The 15,195-nt window shown below is 28.8% G+C and carries 18 protein-coding genes; 1 reads left to right on the top strand and 17 read right to left on the bottom strand.

From position 1 onward, the window contains the following. The 17 genes from Q0V15_RS07705 to Q0V15_RS07625 form a co-directional block, all read right to left on the bottom strand. Window positions 1-1,106: D-alanyl-D-alanine carboxypeptidase family protein (locus tag Q0V15_RS07705; protein WP_297437649.1), on the bottom strand; the 1,106-nt coding region annotated here is incomplete at its 3' end. Between the two features lie 108 nt (window positions 1,107-1,214). Further along, window positions 1,215-2,030 carry an acetyl-CoA carboxylase carboxyltransferase subunit alpha gene (locus Q0V15_RS07700; RefSeq protein WP_297437647.1) on the bottom strand — a complete coding sequence of 272 codons (816 nt, stop codon included), beginning with the start codon at window positions 2,028-2,030 and terminating at the stop codon, window positions 1,215-1,217. Then, window positions 2,023-2,898, bottom strand: coding sequence for an acetyl-CoA carboxylase, carboxyltransferase subunit beta (gene accD, locus Q0V15_RS07695; protein WP_297437645.1), 876 nt, complete (start codon window positions 2,896-2,898; stop codon window positions 2,023-2,025). The genes Q0V15_RS07700 and accD overlap by 8 nt, the downstream gene beginning before the upstream one ends. Further along, window positions 2,891-4,243 carry an acetyl-CoA carboxylase biotin carboxylase subunit gene (locus tag Q0V15_RS07690; protein ID WP_297437643.1) on the bottom strand — a complete coding sequence of 451 codons (1,353 nt, stop codon included), beginning with the start codon at window positions 4,241-4,243 and terminating at the stop codon, window positions 2,891-2,893. Before Q0V15_RS07690 ends, accD begins: the two co-directional genes overlap by 8 nt. A gap of 15 nt (window positions 4,244-4,258) precedes the next feature. Continuing rightward, the gene (fabZ, locus tag Q0V15_RS07685; RefSeq protein WP_297437641.1) at window positions 4,259-4,684 is read right to left on the bottom strand and encodes a 3-hydroxyacyl-ACP dehydratase FabZ; all 426 of its coding nucleotides are present in this window, start codon (window positions 4,682-4,684) and stop codon (window positions 4,259-4,261) included. A 2-nt stretch (window positions 4,685-4,686) separates the two neighbouring features. Then, the gene (accB, locus tag Q0V15_RS07680) at window positions 4,687-5,193 is read right to left on the bottom strand and encodes an acetyl-CoA carboxylase biotin carboxyl carrier protein (RefSeq protein WP_297437639.1); all 507 of its coding nucleotides are present in this window, start codon (window positions 5,191-5,193) and stop codon (window positions 4,687-4,689) included. A gap of 11 nt (window positions 5,194-5,204) precedes the next feature. Beyond that, window positions 5,205-6,449: a beta-ketoacyl-ACP synthase II gene (gene fabF, locus Q0V15_RS07675; RefSeq protein WP_297437637.1), complete on the bottom strand. Its 1,245-nt coding sequence runs from the start codon at window positions 6,447-6,449 to the stop codon at window positions 5,205-5,207. 12 nt (window positions 6,450-6,461) lie between these two features. After that, window positions 6,462-7,196: a 3-oxoacyl-[acyl-carrier-protein] reductase gene (gene fabG, locus Q0V15_RS07670; protein ID WP_297437635.1), complete on the bottom strand. Its 735-nt coding sequence runs from the start codon at window positions 7,194-7,196 to the stop codon at window positions 6,462-6,464. A gap of 2 nt (window positions 7,197-7,198) precedes the next feature. Next, on the bottom strand, window positions 7,199-8,137 hold the full coding sequence (gene fabD, locus Q0V15_RS07665) for an ACP S-malonyltransferase (protein WP_297437633.1): 939 nt from the start codon (window positions 8,135-8,137) through the stop codon (window positions 7,199-7,201). A 52-nt stretch (window positions 8,138-8,189) separates the two neighbouring features. Next, on the bottom strand, window positions 8,190-8,408 hold the full coding sequence (acpP, locus tag Q0V15_RS07660) for an acyl carrier protein (protein ID WP_297437631.1): 219 nt from the start codon (window positions 8,406-8,408) through the stop codon (window positions 8,190-8,192). A 28-nt stretch (window positions 8,409-8,436) separates the two neighbouring features. Next, window positions 8,437-9,408 (bottom strand): beta-ketoacyl-ACP synthase III, encoded by a 972-nt coding sequence (locus tag Q0V15_RS07655; protein WP_297437629.1) that lies wholly within the window; start codon window positions 9,406-9,408, stop codon window positions 8,437-8,439. A gap of 11 nt (window positions 9,409-9,419) precedes the next feature. Beyond that, the gene (locus Q0V15_RS07650) at window positions 9,420-9,875 is read right to left on the bottom strand and encodes a MarR family winged helix-turn-helix transcriptional regulator (RefSeq protein ID WP_297437627.1); all 456 of its coding nucleotides are present in this window, start codon (window positions 9,873-9,875) and stop codon (window positions 9,420-9,422) included. 252 nt (window positions 9,876-10,127) lie between these two features. Further along, window positions 10,128-10,622 carry a dCMP deaminase family protein gene (locus Q0V15_RS07645; RefSeq protein ID WP_297437625.1) on the bottom strand — a complete coding sequence of 165 codons (495 nt, stop codon included), beginning with the start codon at window positions 10,620-10,622 and terminating at the stop codon, window positions 10,128-10,130. A gap of 102 nt (window positions 10,623-10,724) precedes the next feature. After that, complete coding sequence (locus Q0V15_RS07640; protein ID WP_297437623.1) at window positions 10,725-11,321, bottom strand: acetate uptake transporter; 597 nt, start codon at window positions 11,319-11,321, stop codon at window positions 10,725-10,727. A gap of 149 nt (window positions 11,322-11,470) precedes the next feature. Beyond that, a complete protein-coding gene (locus Q0V15_RS07635; protein WP_297437621.1) occupies window positions 11,471-12,433 on the bottom strand; it encodes an aromatic acid exporter family protein in 963 nt (320 codons plus the stop codon). Window positions 12,434-12,623: 190 nt separating this feature from the next. Further along, entirely contained in the window at window positions 12,624-13,355 is a 732-nt protein-coding gene (truA, locus tag Q0V15_RS07630) for a tRNA pseudouridine(38-40) synthase TruA (RefSeq protein ID WP_297437619.1), read from the bottom strand. 75 nt (window positions 13,356-13,430) lie between these two features. Next, a complete protein-coding gene (locus Q0V15_RS07625; protein WP_297437617.1) occupies window positions 13,431-14,609 on the bottom strand; it encodes a coenzyme F420-0:L-glutamate ligase in 1,179 nt (392 codons plus the stop codon). 380 nt (window positions 14,610-14,989) lie between these two features. Here Q0V15_RS07625 and Q0V15_RS07620 point away from each other — a divergent pair. Next, a partial coding sequence (locus Q0V15_RS07620; protein WP_297437615.1) for a hypothetical protein occupies window positions 14,990-15,195 on the top strand: 206 nt, incomplete at its 3' end.

Raw genomic sequence — 15,195 nt, 5'->3', positions numbered from 1 at the left:
AAATCTCTATCTGAATAAATATTAACTTTACCAACATTCTCACCATTGCAGAAGAATATATATTCTCCTACTACATCTCCTTTTTTTACTTTATTAAGTTTATCAGATAAATTCAATTCATATTCTATATTTTTTTCTCCACTTTTTGGAATAGTTATAGATAATTTTTCACTAGCCTTAGCTATAAAGTATTTATTTTTAGAATTTGTAGGATTTATTACACTTACCGCTTCATTTTTATTTACAAGATTTAAAGTTTCATATTTAGAGAAACCATAATTCATAAGCATACTAGCATCTCTATTTCTAACTTTAAATGTAGGTGCTCCCATAATTACTGATATCATTCTTGTACCATCTTCTTTTTTTGCTGTTGCAGTAATACAATACTTAGCCTCTCTAGTAAACCCTGTTTTTAATCCATCACAGCCTTTAAAAAATCTCACAAGCTTATTATGATTAACAAGCTCTATTGGTGTTCTTCTTCCTTCTGATATAGTCTCCATATATGTACCTGTGTATTTTAAGATATCTTCATGTTTAAGTAGTTCTCTAGACATTATTGATATATCTTTAGCTGTTGAAAGATGTCCCGCTATTGGAAGACCTGTACAGTTCTTAAATATAGTATCATTCATACCAAGCTCTTTAGCACGAGCATTCATCTTACTAACAAAGCCCTCTTCACTACCACCTAGATATTCTCCTAGTGCTACTGCTGCATCATTACCCGATGCTATACCTACACCTTTTATAAGTTCTTCTACAGTTCTTATTTCACCTGTATCTAAAAGCATACTGCTTCCACCCATTTTTTTAGAATTTTCACTTATTGTTACTTTATCATTAAATGATATTTTTCCTGAATCAATACCCTCCATTGTTAAAAGCATTGTCATAACTTTAGTTACAGATGCTGGTGCATATTGCACATTAGAATTTTTTTCAAATATAACATCCCCTGTTGTTGCCTCTATTAATAATGCTGAGTTTGCTTCTACATTAATATTTTCATTTAATTCATTTGCAAATACTGTAGTTATTCCAGAAAAACTTAATCCAAAAATTAATAACAAACAACTAATTATTTTAAATATTTTTTTCATTGTAATCCTCCTTTTTTAATCTATATAATATATTTTCTCCGAAAACAATTAATTTATTAAAAAAAGAAAAAAAGATTTTAGTCTTGTATCTATCAAGACTAAAATCTTTTATAAATTACTTTCTATATTTCTAAATTTAAGATATCTTTCTTCAAGTAATGTATCCGTATCTTTTAATTTAAGTTCTTCCATAGAATCAATAATCACTTTTTTAATCATAAGTGACATCCTATTTGGATTTTTATGTGCTCCCCCCCAAGGTTCTTTTATTATTTTATCAATAATTCCAAATCCTTTTAGGTCTTGAGCTGTTATTTTCATAACATCAGCTGCATCTTTAGCTTTAGTTACATCTTTCCATAAAATAGTTGCAAAACCCTCTGGAGAAAGAATAGAATATATTGAATGCTCAAGCATATATATCTTGTTTGCTACTGATAATGCTAATGCACCCCCACTACCACCTTCACCTATAACTATTGAAATTATTGGTACTTTAAGTCCCATCATATCAACTAAGTTTTGTGCTATTGCCTGTCCTTGACCTCTTTCTTCAGCACCTGTACCACAAAATGCTCCTGATGTATCAACCAAACAAATAATAGGTCTCTTAAACTTTTCAGCTTGCTTCATAAGTCTAAGAGCTTTTCTATAACCTTCTGGATGAGGCATTCCAAAGTTTCGTTCAATATTTTCTTTAGTGCTATTTCCTTTACATATACCTACAACAGTATAGTTAATACCTTCAAGTCTTGCTATTCCACCGATGATTGCTTTATCATCTGCAAATAATCTATCACCATGAAACTCGATAAAATCATCAAATATAGTATTTATATAAAATTCTGCATTTGGTCTATCAATTCTTCTCGCTGTTAATACTTTTTCCCACGAGCTCATACTTTTTATTAAATCTCTACTCATAATTCACCTCATGCATAAGTAAAATCCTATCTAAAACATTTCTAAGATTTTTTCTCTCAACAATTTTATCTATAAAGCCTTTCTTTAATAAGAATTCTGCTTTTTGGAAATCTTCAGGTAACTTTGTATTTAATGTTTTTTCAATAACCCTACGCCCTGCAAATCCAATAGTACAATTAGGTTCACTAAGTATAATATCACCTTCCATTGCAAAACTAGCAGTTACTCCACCAGTAGTCGGATCTGTTAAAACAGTAATATATAAACCTTCACTTTCTGAGTGTTTTTGTATTGCACCACTTATTTTAGCCATTTGCATAAGTGAGAAAATCCCCTCTTGCATTCTAGCTCCACCAGAAGATGTTAAAATAATTAATGGAAGTTTTTCAAAAGTAGCTATTTCAATTGCTCTTGTAATTTTTTCTCCAACAGCACTTCCCATACTTCCCATCATTACTTCAGAATCCATTACACAAATAATAACTTTTTTATTATTTATATCACCATATCCAGTAGTTACAGCTTCATCTAAATTAGTATTACTTTTAATTTTTTCTAATTTAGGTATATAACCAGGAAATTTAAGTGGATCTCTACCTTTTAATGTTTTATTTAATTCAACAAAACTATCTTTATCCAATAAATTTTCAATTCTCATTCTAGAATTTATTCTAGAATGAAAACCACAACTAGGACAAACAAATAAGTTTTTTTCTAAGTCCTCTGTATAAATTATATTATTACAACCTTGACACTTACTCCACATTCCAGTTGGAATATTTGGTTTAGCTTCATTATCTTCTATTAACTTTACTGTACTAACAGTAATAAAATTTTTTTTATTTTTTCCAAGTAAATTCTTAATCATTATTATTCACCAACTCATTTGCTAAGAATGATGTATCATAATCTCCTTCTATAAACTTGTCATTATTTAATATTCTTAAATGGTAATCTATATTTGTTTTTATACCATCTACAACAAATTCTTCTAGAGATCTTTTCATCTTTTGTATTGCTTCTTCTCTATTACTACCATGAACTATAAGTTTTGCAACCATAGAATCATAACAATGTGGTATTTTATATCCAGAATAAATTGATGAATCTATTCTAACACCAAGTCCACCTGGTAAAACTAAGTTTTTAACAAGCCCTGGTGAAGGTCTAAAATTCTTATCAGGATCTTCTGCATTTATTCTACATTCTATTGAATGTCCTTGTATTGTTAATTCTTCTTGCTTTATACTAAGCTCTAATCCACTAGCTACACGAATTTGTTCTTTAACTAAGTCAACCCCTGTTATCATTTCTGTTATAGGATGTTCAACTTGAATCCTTGTATTCATTTCCATGAAATAGAAATTTTTATTTTTATCAACTAAAAATTCTATTGTACCAGCATTTTCATAGTTAACAGCTCTTGCTGCACTCACAGCTGTTTCTCCCATCACTTTTCTCATCTCTTCTGATAATATAAGTGATGGAGCCTCTTCAATTACTTTTTGATTTCTTCTTTGAATAGAGCAATCTCTTTCAAAAAGATATACATAATTATCATGACTATCACCCATTAATTGAATCTCTATGTGTTTTGGATTTTCAACAAATTTTTCTATATACATAGTATCATCACCAAAATTAGCTTTTGACTCCATTTTGGCACTATTATAATTATCAGTAAAATCTTTTTCTTCTCTAACTACTCTAATTCCTTTTCCACCACCACCAGAGGCAGCTTTTATCATTACTGGATATCCAATATCACTTGCAATTTTTATTGCATCTTCAATACTAGCTATAGTTCCTTCATATCCTGGAACTACAGGGACATCAGCTGATTTCATGATTTCTCTTGCTCTAGCCTTATTTCCCATAAGATCTATAGATTTCCATGATGGACCAATAAATTTTATATTACATTCTTCACACATTTTAGCAAATCTTGAGTTCTCTGACAAAAATCCGAATCCTGGATGTATTGCTTCTGCACCTGTAAGAACACAAGCACTTAATATATTTTGTATATTAAGATAGCTTTCTGCTGATGGAAAAGGACCTATACAAACAGATTCATCTGCAAGTTTAACATGTAATGCATCTTTGTCTATTTCTGAATATACAGCTACAGTTTTTATACCAAGCTCTTTACAAGCTCTAATAACTCTTACTGCAATTTCTCCTCTATTAGCAATTAATATTTTCTTTAACATATATACATCTCCAACCTATTGCATTGCAAACATTAATTCTGCAACACAAGCTATTTTGCCATCTACCGTAGCTGTAGCTTTTCCTATTCCAACAGGACCTCTTAATTTTATAATTTCCATTTCTAATCTTAAAACATCACCTGGAACTACTTGCTTTTTAAATCTAGCTTTATTTATTCCTGCAAATAAAGGTATCTTACCTTTATATTCATCCATACTAAGAATTACTATTGCACCAGCCTGTGCTAGTGCTTCAATTATTAGAACTCCTGGCATAACAGGGTGTTTTGGGAAGTGTCCATTAAAGAACTCCTCATTAGCTGTAACATTTTTATAGGCTACTATACTTTTTCCAACCTCTATTGATTCAACCTTATCAACTAGAAGAAATGGATATCTATGTGGTAAAATTTCTTTTATTTCCTGTATTCCTAATAACATAATTATCTCCTAACTTTAAATAATTCTGTACCAAATTCAACCATTTGCCCATTTGATACTAATATTTCAACTATTTCTCCAGTTAATTCAGCTTCAATTTCATTCATTAACTTCATTGCTTCAATAATACAAAGTGTATCCCCTACATTTATTTTTTGACCAACTTTAACAAATACACTTGAACCAGCTCCTGGAGCTTCATAAAATGTTCCAACCATAGGTGAAGTAATAACTTCAACATTAGAGTCATCTACACTTTTACTCTCTGATATTTCATTACTAATAACTTCTGTGATAGCATTTCCACTTGTAGGTGCAATATTACTCGCAGTAATATCTTCTTTCTTTGTTTCAATAGTATCTATAACTTTATTTTTACTTACTTCATTATGATTTCTTTCTAATGATTTATCCATTTTTATATATAAATTATCCATCTTAATTTCAAATAAACTAATACTAGATCCATCTATTTTCTCAATTAAATTTTCTACGTCTTTTAAATTCATAAGTGTCACCTCTAATTCCATTTCTTAAATATTAATGATACATTATGCCCACCAAAACCTAATGAATTAGTCATAGCATAATTTACTTCTTGATTTCTACCTTCACCAGGTACATAATCTAAGTCGCACTCTTCATCAGCTGTTTCTAAACCTATAGTTGCAGGGATAAAGCTATCATTAATAGTTTTTATACATACGATAGATTCAACTGCACCAGCTGCTCCAAGTAAATGTCCAGTCATACCTTTTGTTGATGATACTGGTATTTTATTTGCAATATCTCCAAAGCATAATTTAATAGCTTTAGTTTCTGTTTTATCATTTATAGGTGTACTTGTTCCATGTGCATTTATATATCCAATCTCTGATGCATTTATATTAGCTTCTGAAATTGCATTCTGCATAGCTCTTGCAGCACCTTCACCATCTGGAGAAGGTGCTGTTATATGATAAGCATCACTAGTAGCACCATATCCAACAATTTCTGCATAGATAAATGCGCCTCTATTTTGTGCACTTTCTAAACTTTCAAGAACTACTATTCCAGCACCTTCTGCTAAAACAAATCCATTTCTATTTTTATCAAATGGTATAGATGCTCTTTTTATATCTACTGTAGTTGATAATGCTTTCATATTAGCAAATCCTGCTATTGATGAAGGTAAAACTGCTGCTTCTGTTCCACCAGCTAAAGCCACATCTAAATATCCATGCTTAATTTGTCTATAAGCATCTCCTATAGCACTTGATCCACTAGCACAAGCTGTTACAACTGAAGCTGAAATCCCTTTAGTACCAAATCTCATTGATAAAGTTCCAGCAACACTATTAATAATTGAACTAGGTATATAGAAAGGTGATACTCTTCTTGGACCTTTATTTACTAAATTAGTAACTTGATCTTCGATTGTTTTATTTCCACCAATACCAGAACCAACAATTACTCCAACTCTAGTAGCATCTAGTTCTTTCATATCTAATTTTGAATCTTCCATAGCTTCATCAGCTGCTTTTATAGCTAAATGTGTAAATCTATCCATTCTCTTAGCATCTTTTTTTCCAATATATTCATCTACATCAAATCCATCAACAGTTCCAGCTATTTTAACTGTAAAATCTGTTGTGTCAAAATATCTCTCACTATCTATTTCTGAAATTCCACAAACACCTTGTTTTGTATTATTCCAAAAATCAAAAACATTATTTCCAATAGGTGTTATTGCACCTAGTCCTGTTATTACTACTCTTCTTTCCATTATAAAAACTCCTTACATTACCATTCCACCATCTACATTAATAACTTGACCTGTTATATAATTTGCTTCATCTGAAGCTAAAAATTTAACAAGATTAGAAACATCATCTACTGTTCCAAGTCTTTTAAGTGGTAAATTATTTTTAATAAAATCTTTACTTTCTTCTTTTAAAACTGCTGTCATATCTGTATCTATAAATCCTGGTGCTACAGCATTCACTGTTATTCCACGACTTCCAAGTTCTTTAGCTAATGATTTTGTAAGTCCTATTACTCCAGCTTTAGATGCTGAATAATTTGACTGCCCTGCATTACCGGTAACACCAACTACTGATGATAAGTTTATTATTTTCCCACTCTTTTGTCTAAGCATAACTATAGATGCTTCTTTACAACAATTAAATGTTCCAACTAAATTAACATCAATTACATCAGTAAAATCACTTTCACTCATTCTCATAATTAATCCATCTTTAGTAATTCCAGCATTATTTACTAAAAGGTCAACTGATCCAAACTCTTTTTTACATATACTTATTAATTCTTTAGCATATTTAGAATCTGACACATCACCTTTTACTAAAATTACTTTTGTACCACGAGCTTCTAACTCTTCTTTTATTTTTAAAGCATCTGCATCAGAACTTCTATATCCTATTACTATATTTACACCTTCACTAGCTAACTTATAAACTATAGACTTTCCTATACCTCTAGTTCCACCAGTAATTATAATATTTTTTGACATTATTAAATAACCTCCATCTGTTTCAATGTTTCTATCGTATTTTCAAAACTTTTTAAATCCTCTACATTTAAAACTGTTAGAGATTTATCTATTTTCCTTACAAAGCCACTTAATACTTTACCTGGCCCTATTTCTACAAATATATCTACACCTAAACTTTTCATATATTCTATATTATCAACAAATAATACTGAACTTTTCACTTGTTCTTTAAGTATTTCTTTTATATTATCATCACTTTTATATTCTGTTCCTTTAAAGTTAGACATAACTACACCTACAGGTTTATTTATATCAATGTTTTCTAATTCTTCAAATAAATTTGTAGCTGCTGATTCAAGCATTGAGCTATGAAATGGTGCAGATACATTTAATTTTATTGCTCTACCACCTTGTTCTTTTATCATTTCACTTGCTATCTCTAATGCTTTTAATTCACCTGAAATAACTATTTGACTTGGAGAATTGTAATTTGCAATTTCAACAATGCCTGGAACATTTAGAATAATTTTTTCAAGTTCTTCTTTTGAAAATTTAAGAACTGCAACCATTCCGCCAATTCCATCTGCTACAGCTTCTTGCATGAATTTTCCACGCTTTTTGACAAGCGTTACTGTATCTTCAAATGAAATAACTTTATTGTTTATTAATGCTGAATATTCACCAAGACTTAAGCCACAACTTATATCTGATTTTATACCAGCACTCTCTAAAGCTTTTAATATAGCCATATTTGTAGTAACAATACAAGGCTGTGTATATTCAGTTTTATTTAACTTATCTTCAGTATTATAAAAACAAATATCTGATACACTAAAACCAAGTTCTTTGTTTGCTATTTCAAATATATCCTTACTCACCTCAAATTTTTCATAGAACTCCTTACCCATACCTTCGTACTGAGCACCCTGTCCTGAAAATAAAAAAGCTATTTTACTCATATAAACCTCCTATTTTAAGTAAAATTATAGAGGCTAAAAAGCCTCTATATAATTATTTAGCTGCAGACTTAACGTAATCTATAGCATCTTTTACAGTTTTTATTTTTGTAGGATCATCTAATTTAACATCAAACTCATCTTCGATATCCATTATAACTTCGAATAAGTCTAAAGAATCAGCACCAAGATCATCAAAAGTTGTTTCTAATAATACCTTTTCCTCTTCAATTTCTAATTTATCACATATGATTGCTCTAATTTTTTCAAACATTTAAAATTCCTCCTGTATATTCTTATTTTTAATATTCTAAAAGTACAGAACCCCAAGTAAGTCCTCCACCAAAACCAACTAAAACTATTTTATCACCCTTTTTTATTTTGTTTGATTCAATAGCTTCTGTTAATGCAAGTGGAATACTAGCTCCTGATGTATTTCCATATCTATCTAAGTTAATAATAAATTTAGATAAATCTACTTTTAATTTTCTACTTACATAGTCTATAATTCTATAATTAGCTTGATGAGGTATTATATAATCAATATCATCAAGTGTATAACCCTTTTCAGTAATTACTTCTTTTATAGAACTTTCCATTATTCTTGTTGCAAATTTAAATACTTCGCCACCATTCATTCCAAGGAATCTATTATTATCTTCCTTCAAATCACTATAAGGATTTCTTACCCCTATATTCTTAGCAACTAACGAATCTCCTTTGCTACCATCAGAACCAGTTATTATATTTTCTATCCCAAGTTCTGTAGTTTTTGTTAAAATAGCAGCACCTGCCCCATCTCCAAATAATACACAAGTTGATCTATCAGACCAATCTACAATTTTTGAAAGTGTTTCTGCACCTATTACTAATATATTTTTGTATGACCCCATTTTTATCAAGCAATTTGCTATTTCTAAGGCATACATAAAACCAGTACATGCTGCATTTATATCTATAGCAGAAGCATTTATAGCTCCTATTTTATTTTGAACTATACTCGCTGTTGAAGGAGTATAGCTATCAGGCGTAATTGTTGCAACTATTATATAGTCAATCTCTTTCACGTCAATATTAGCCATATTTAAGGCGTTTTTAGCAGCATTCGCAGCTAAATCTGAAGTTTCTTCTCCAGTCGAAATCCTTCTTTCTTTTATACCAGTTCTGCTTTGTATCCATTCATCACTAGTATCTACTATTTTTTTCAAATCTTCATTTGATATAATATTATTTGGAACATATGATCCAACACCTATTATTTTAGAATTAAACATAGTAATTCTCCTTAAATTTGATCACTTGGATATTGCTCTTTGAAAAAGCTTATCATATTATTCAAAGCTCTTCCTAGTGCTTTTGATTCATCTTCTGTCATTGAATCAACTGTTGCTTTTATCATCTGTCTATGAAATCTTTGATGCAACCTATGTGCAAGTTTACCTTTCCTAGCAAGTTCTACAAGAACTACTCTTCTATCACTTTCTATTCTTCGTCTAGTTACATACTCTTTTTTTATAAGTTTATTTATAGCTGTAGTAAGTGTACCAACAGTTATATTTAAATCGCTTGCAATTTCAGACATAGTCCTTGCTTGACCATACCCCACTGCTTCGATAGTATGCATTTCTGTAACTGATAAATCAGCTAGCACCCCAGATTTCAATGTCTTTTGTTCTATCAGTAGAATGTCATTAAACACCTCTACAAATAATGAATTTAGAATTTCCTCGTTTTTAATCAATAAAGTCATCTCCTTACGATAGTTATTACTTATACTATAATATCAATATTATAAGGATTTTTAAATAGACTAATATACTTTGATTGTCAAAACAATTACTTTGATAATCAAAATATACTATAAACAAAATATATTGTCAATACATTTTTATATTTTTCCAAAAGAATTTCACTATTATTTTAAACATTATTAAGGTTTTTTATACAAAAAAGAGAAAATAACTTAAATTATTAAATTATTTTCTCTTTTTTCTTAAACATCCTTTGGATCAAAAGAAATTATTAAATTTTCTAAATTTGTATTTAATGTTCTATATTTAACCTTAGAAGCATCAAACATTTTTTTTGAAGCTTTCACTATATCAGTATCTTTATATTTATCAGATAAATATATAACTTCTGAAATACCTGATTGTATAATTGCTTTAGCACACTCATTGCATGGAAATAATGTAGCATATACTTTACAATGTTTTAATTCTTTACCTATACTATTCAATATTGCATTTAATTCAGCATGACATGTATAAGGATATTTAGTATCTAAAAAATCCCCTGTATTTTCCCATGGGAAATCTGAATCTGAACAACCAATAGGAAGACCATTATATCCTATTCCAACTATTTTATTATCTAAATCTACTATGCAAGAACCAACTTGAGTATTAGGGTCTTTACTTCTTTTTGAACTTATAAGTGCAACACCCATAAAATATTCATCCCAAGAAATATAATCATTTCTTTTCATAAAATCACTCCCTTTAATATGTATATCTACTTCTTATTCTAAACTATATATATCAAATAAGAAATAAAACCATCTAAAATAAATTAGATGGTTTTAAATATTTTATTTTTTAAATATACCAAGTGGTTTTCCAAGCGGTAAAAACTCTCTATTAAAGTGTTTATTTAATACATTGGCAGCACATCCATAGAATGCAACTAACGAAATTAAAATTTCTGCTATTCCAGCTAAGATTTTAGTGAAATCCGCTGCAATTCCAAATGCATTTAATGTTAAACCTATAAATAAAACATTTATTAGTGAAAATATTATTAGTAATACTTTATTAGTTTCTACAGACCCTATAGTCATAAATGCTGTAAATATTAAGTATCCTAAGAACACAAATCCTAATTGTCTTGTATCTACTTCTAACTCACCAAAAACACCTAATTGTATAAACCACGTCATAGCCATTCCAAACCAGAATAGTGCGTATGCTCCAAATGCAGTAGCACCAAAAACATTATCATGCTTGAAATCATTAAGACAAGCTATTAATTGTGCAAAGGCACCTAAAAATATTGCCCATGGTATAATTAAAGATGTACCTTCTGTTATACCTAACTTTTGTGATGATGCAACTAGTGTGATAATTGCAAGACCAAATAATCCTATTGCTGACGGATCAGCAACCTTTATCTTTATTTCATTATTCATTTTGTCCCCCTGTGTGTGTATCCTTGTTTTTTATTCAACTCATAAGCTTCTACATTAAAACTAACAAAATACGACATTTTTTTCAATAGAAATACCCTTTTGTTAAATAAATATTGTTTTACTTAAAAAAAGGGTAACTTTATTAATATTTAGGTCTTTTTATTTTTAAACATAAAAGCTCTTTTTATAGTAAGAAAATCTTCTATATCATTTAAAAAATGTAATAATTGTGCTCTGTTTTCAAATTCTTCTCTAGTTTTTGGAAGTTCCATCTCTTTAAAATACTCCCTCAATCCATCAAGTTCATTAAGTAATTTTAAGCAATCATTATTTTCACTCATATTATAAGAAATTTTCTGAATATATTCTGATATTATAGTAGTTTGCTCATACGATTTATAAAATTTATCAAAGTGTTTAAGCATTTTCTTTATAATATTAAATTGTGCTTTACGCATTAAAATATAATCTAGATAATATGTATTAGCTTTAAGCAAATTATTATTCATTATAGATGTAGCCTTTTTTTCACTTTTAAAAATTATATTTTCAATTTCAAAAAAAGTTACTGTAACCTTGCTATCTATACAATGAGTTAAAAGCCCTTTACTCATTTCAGAAATTATGATCTTAAAACCAAGCTCTATTTCTTCTTTATGTTTTAAATATTCTTTATCAAATGATGGCATAAATAAATTAGCTATAAAAGCTACTCCTATTCCTATTATCATTAGTAAAAATTCATTTATTAATATCCCACTCCCTATATTAGTAGCAATTAATATATGATTAGATAGGACAACTGCTGCAACCATTCCTTCTTCCACTTTTAAATATGTAGTTATTGGTATAAATATTATTAAAAACAATCCAAAAACCCAAAATGAATTTCCAAGCAAACTATATATAAGCATAGATATTAAAATTCCTAAACTACATGCTAAAAGTCTATTCTTACTTATTTTAAGAGCTTGTCTCTTTGTGCTCTGTATGCTTAAAATAGAAATTACAGCAGCAACAGTACCATATTTAATACCAAAATGTTGACATATAGCTAATGATATCATTGCTGATATAGCCATTTTAAATGTTAAATTATATATGTATTTCATCTTTCCTCCAACTTATAATAATTCAATAGAACACGTAAAGCAATATTATATATTACTTGTTATACATAGTATCTTTTATCCCAATATAGTCTATATGAAATACTCTTTATCTTCAATTAAAATTGAAAATTATAACTAAAAATTAATAAAGCTACATATAAGTTTTATTAACTCATATGTAGCTTTGCTTTTAATATTTAGTTTTTAATAGATATAATCCTCTAGCAACAGCTCTTTCACCTGAAAGTTCTCTATCTCCAGAACGTAATATTTCATCTATACTTTCTAAGTTTCTACTTCCTTCACCAACTTCTTTTAAAGTACCAACTATTATTCTAACCATATTAAGTAAGAACGCATTTCCTTCTACTGCTATACAAATAAAACCACCCTCATTTGTTATTTCTATAGAATTTATTACTTTTACTGTATTCTTATTTTTAGATTTATTAGTAAATCCTTTAAAATCATGCTCTCCAACTAATAGTTTAGCTGCATCTTCCATTTTATCAATATTTAATTTCTTCTCAACATGCCATGCATATTTTTTAGCAAATACATTTCCACATTTAGAGTTATCTATTTTATATAAATATGTTTTTGTTTTAGCATTATATCTTGCATGGAATTTTTCTTCTACTCGTGCTACTTCCATAATAACTATATCTTCTGGTAGGTACATAGTTAAATAATCTAATATAACTTTTTCTTCTAAATCTCTTCTAGCTTCAAAACTTGCAACATATTCAATTGCATGAACACCTGAATCAGTTCTACTTCCACCAATTACTTGTATATTTTCCTCAAATAATTTCCCAAGAACTGTTTCTATTTTTCCTTGTATTGTATTAATATTAGTTTTTTGCTTTTGCCATCCTAAATATCTTGTTCCTTCAAATTGGATTTTTAATTTATAATTCATAAATTTTCTCCTATCGTCTATATGTAATAAAAGAGTATCCTTATAATAAGGATACTCTTTCTTATTTATATTATATTACTTTGTAGCGTAATTATCAAAGTATCCTTTTATTAATATAATAGGTGTACCTTTATCTCCACTACCACTCATTAAGTCACATAAACTTCCAAGTAAATCAGTTATTTGTCTAGGAGTTGTTCCTAAAGCATCATTACCAATTTCACTTTGGTCTTTTTTAGCATTAATTTTTTCAATTATCTGCTCTTCTCTTGAAATACCTTCTACTAAAGTATTATCAGCAATATATTTGATTTTAATTTCATTAGGAGTACCAACAAGTCCTGCTGTAAATCCTGGTGAAACTACTGGATCAGCAAGCTCCCAAATCTTTCCTACTGGATCTTTGAATGCTCCATCACCATAAACCATAACTTCTATATTTTTAGAAGTTTTTTCTTTTAATATTGCTTGTATATCATAAACTAACTCTTTACTCTCTCTTGGGAATAATTTTATTGAATCATCAGTTGCCATATTTGACCCAAGTAAACCGTAATCTGAGTTAAATCCACTTCCATTTACTGAACTATTAGCTATACCATCTAAAGTAAGAACTTTTGCTCCAGCTTTTTCAAGTATTCTTTGTGTTCTAAATCTCTCATGTATATTACAAACGATAGCTTCATTTGTATATTTTAAAACTGTTCTTGGATCATTTGTTAAGAATACTTCTATATTTTCTTCTCCAACAACTTCCTTGTACATATTAATATAATCTATTTTTGTGAATGGGTGAAGAACTTCTTCCCCAAATATTCTTCTATAATCTGCTTCTGTTAAGTTATCTGTATAAGGGTTAACACCTGCATCATCCATAACATCAAGATCCATTAAATGATTTCCAACTTCATCAGATGGATAATTTAAGAATAACTTAATTTTCTTTCCTGTTAATGCTATAGCTTTTAATATTGGTGAAAATCTATTTCTACTTAAGATAGGGAATACAACAGCTATACTATCTCCCTTGAATTTACTATTTATATCTTCTGCAATATCTAATAACTTTATATAGTTACCTTGTGATCTTGCTACTAAAGATTCTGTAACTCCAACAACATCACCATCATGTAATTCGATATTATCATTTTCAACTGCTTTTAAAAGTGAGTCAACTACAATCTCCTTAAGATTATCTCCCTGTTTTACTATTGGTGCTCTTACTCCGATTGCTACTGTTCCGATTGTTCTCATTAATAATTCCCCCTCAGTATAAACTGAATTTTAAATTTCAAACACATAATTCGTGTTTGTTTGTTTTACAATTATGATTATATCTCCATTTTTATCTTTTTACAAGCTTTTTTCTAAATTAATACAAAATATTTTATTTTATACGCATGTTATACGCTTTAAATCATTTGAATGTTCGTTAATTTTGAATTACATTCTTATTTTACCCCAATATAAAACTTTTATTCCTATTTATTTCTACTGTTCATCAATTAGCTCCATTTTTTATTTTACATTTCAACTATAAAATAAAGATACAGTAATGATAAGTAGTTATAGTATAGAATATACACTTAATTTAAGCTATAATTTAATTATTAAACACAAAGGAGGATTTTTTTATGAGTTGTTCATGTAAGGATATAAAAAATGATGGTCAAAAAATTGCAGATTTAGTTAGAAGTAAGGGGTTTGAAAATAATAAACCAATGGGAGAGATAGAAATCATTTGTGATTGTGGTAATTTTTTCAAAATGCATACTTTAGTTTGTAAATGTACAAAATGTTCTATGACTTTTGCAGTTACTCCATGTAGTTCAAAAGATAA

The sequence above is a fragment of the uncultured Clostridium sp. genome, from assembly GCF_947036855.1.
Classification (GTDB): Bacteria; Bacillota; Clostridia; order Clostridiales; family Clostridiaceae; genus Sarcina.
Note: the sequence above shows the minus strand (reverse complement) of the source record. Positions and strands in the feature narration are given on the sequence as shown.